This window comes from uncultured Mycobacterium sp. (genome assembly GCF_964249325.1).
In the GTDB taxonomy this organism is placed as follows: Bacteria; Actinomycetota; Actinomycetes; order Mycobacteriales; family Mycobacteriaceae; genus Mycobacterium.
This window is the reverse complement of the sequence record NZ_CAXUCH010000096.1, coordinates 1-2,942: the sequence shown is the minus strand read 5'-3', so window position 1 is coordinate 2,942 and position 2,942 is coordinate 1. Positions and strand designations below refer to the sequence as shown.

General features: G+C 64.4%; 1 protein-coding gene and 2 pseudogenes (1 of these 3 running past the window's edge). All 3 read right to left on the bottom strand.

Annotation, left to right across the window (positions count from 1 at the left end; genetic code table 11):
- Window positions 1-816 (bottom strand): annotated as a pseudogene (locus ACFE99_RS13605) (glycerol-3-phosphate 1-O-acyltransferase); it reaches 1,542 nt to the left of the window's first position.
- Window positions 817-1,006: 190 nt separating this feature from the next.
- Window positions 1,007-2,486: pseudogene (locus ACFE99_RS13600) on the bottom strand (HAD-IB family hydrolase); the annotation flags it as partial.
- Window positions 2,487-2,535: 49 nt separating this feature from the next.
- A partial coding sequence (locus ACFE99_RS13595; protein WP_375486077.1) for a WS/DGAT domain-containing protein occupies window positions 2,536-2,942 on the bottom strand: 407 nt, incomplete at its 5' end.

The window sequence follows — 2,942 nt, the reverse complement described above, 5'->3', positions numbered from 1 at the left end:
GTCGAGGTTCGACCGGTGTGACCACAGCAGCACGGCGGGATGGGACTGAAGCGCTGTGCGCAGCGCCGCGACCTGATACTGGTCGTAGTCGACTTCCGGATCGAACCCGCGAATCAGCAGCCTGCCAAGGGCGCCGGAGATGTCGACGGAGACCCGACTCCACCCGGTAGCCATCTCGTCGAGGATCTTGCCGGCCTCCTCGAGGGTGGCGCCGGGGATTTTCTCCAGGCCGGCCCGAAAACGGGCTGACGCCAACATTTCTGGCTTCACCAGCCGCGGCGACTTGTACTCCGGACCCAGTAGCCGATAGGCGACGCGCTCCATCGCCAAAATGGCGCGACGGGTAACGAAATGGGCGAAGTCGCGGGGATTGTCACCAACGGTGGTGTCGCGCCACTGTTGACGAAGTTCTGACACCTTGGCCGACTCGCCCGCCAGCACACGAGCCCTTCGGGGATCGCTGCGCAGAATCCGTCGTTGCTGACGCTCACTTGGGTGGTAGGGGTCCCAACCGGGCACCAGCCCGGCCACTTTGCTCAGCGGACCGCCCTCCGCCGGCGGTAGCCAGAACACCCGCACCGGCACAATCGACCGATCCTCGTCGACCTCGAGCTGCTCGACGAGTTGGGCCAGGGTCGCTGGCGGTGGATTTCGGGGCGGCAGCGGCAGCACGTCGATCTTGGTCTCGGGGTACCGCTCCCGCTGGCGATCCAGCCATTCCTTCAGCAATTCACCCTCGACGGATGAGGACACCGACGCCAACACCAACGTGTCTTCGGTTGTGGTAAATGTGCCGGTGTCGGCAGCCGATGTCATCACGGTCGTCCTTTCGGCCGAGCTGTCCGCGGTTGAGCCTCAGCTGTTTGGCGCCGGCCGGGTGGTGTCGTCGCGCCGCGGGCCTGCGAATTAGGTTGGGCCACTTGTGTTTTCGGTTGGGTGACCCTAGCCCCCGCCTTGGCCGGCTTGGGGGCCTTGGCCGCTGGCCTCTTGTTGGCGCGCTTGTAGACTGCGACCTCGGGCAGCTCGTCGACCGGCCAGTTGGCCAAGGTGTCCAGATACAGTTGGCGCACTTCGGCGATGCGGTCCGGAAGCTCATCAATTGTCCAGTCGTCCACCGGGATCGGCGGAAACACCGCGACATCAACCGTGCCCGGATTCATCGTGGTGGAGTTGCGGGCGGCGATGATCTCGGCGTTGCGGATCACGATCGGCACGATCGGGATACCGGCTGCCATCGCGATGCGGAAAGGCCCTTTCTTGAACGGGCCCACCTCCGTGGTGTCCACCCGGGTACCTTCCGGGGCGATCATGATCGAAAGTCCTTTTTTCGCGCGCTCTTCAACCTGGTGCAGTGACTCCACCGCGGCGGCAGGATCGTCCCGGTCGATGAATACGGCCTCAAGCAATCTGCCGAGCGTGCCCATGATCGGGTCGTTCTTCAATTCCTTTTTGCCTACCGCAACCCAGTTGTCGCGGATCAGCGCGGCCGTGATGACCGGGTCGGCCTGGTTGCGGTGGTTGAAGATAAACACCGCCGGACGCTGTGCGGTCAGGTTCTCCTCACCGATGACGTTGAGGTGCACACCGCTGGCGGCCAGCAGCAGCTGTGACCAGGTGGAGGTGAAGAAGTTCACCCCACGGCGGCGGTTACGGGTCAGCAAACCCAGCCCCACCGCGACTGACGCGACGGGAACCATCGACCCGACGCCGATGAGCGTCCGCAGTTGCCCGACAATGCCTCCACCGCCACGGCTGGTGAACCGCAAGATTGGCCAGCCACGGCGCCGAGCCACAGCCGCCATCTTCCCTTCGGGGTTGGTGGGCCGGGGGTTTCCGACCAAATACATCAAGGCGACGTCTTCGTCACCGTCGGCGTAGAAGTAACTCTTGCTGAGGTCGATGTCGTGCTCGGCAGCGAATTTCTGTACCGCTGCAGCCTTACCGGGACCCCACAGGATGGGCTTGACGACGCCGCCGGTCAGGACTCCGTTCTCGTCGACCTCGAATTTGTTGGTAAGGGTGTTGGGGATTCCGAGGAAGCGGGCCACCGGGTCGACCTGGATCGTCAGCGCCGAGGAACTGAGCACCACGGTGTGGCCGCGCGCGAGGTGGGCCCGTACCAGCTCGCGCATTTCCGGATAGATGCGAGACTCGATCTTTTGCGCGAACAGCCGCTCGCCGATCTCCTCCATATCGCTGAGCGCCCGTCCGCGAAGCACCCAAGCGGCTTTGGTGATGAGCTCTTCGAACTCGATGCGACCGAGCTGGTGGTTCAGGCCGGCCTGGATCATCGTGATCAGCTCGCCGACGCCCATCTCGCGGCGCCGGAATTGCTCCTGGGTGAGGATGACGCCGGTGAATCCGGCCACCAAGGTGCCGTCCAGGTCGAAGAATGCACCGACCTTGGGGCCGGGCGAGCTGGCCATGATTTCGGCGACCGAACCGGGCAACCGGAGGTCACCCGACGTGCGGGTTTCGTCCGTCATGTGGCGCCGCTCCTCCCATCGCTTGGCTCTGCATCGTCGCGGGCGCGGGTCATGAGCCAGACACCGATCGAGACGGCCAAGCGCTTGCCTGCGCAGTAAACGATGCCGGCACCGCGCGCGGCGCGGGTTCGCCGGCCAGCGCCAGGATCTCGTCGAAACCCTCCAGCAGGCACTGAGCGAACAATGCCTCGTGTCGAACTGCGGCCCGGTCGTAGCGCGCAGTTACCGTGCAGAACCCACCCCGGGATACCAACACGACCATCATGGCAATGCCTGGCAGCGGGCCAATTCCGTACTGCCGCAGTATCTTCGCGCCGGCGATGTAGGTATCCCCTTGGTAGACGGGCACATTGCTGGCCTGCACGTCGGCGGCGATCACCGAGCCCGTGATGTTCTCCAGCAGCGGTCCAGGCAAAACACTAAGCAGGGGCGCGATAGAGCCGATGATGTCCATAG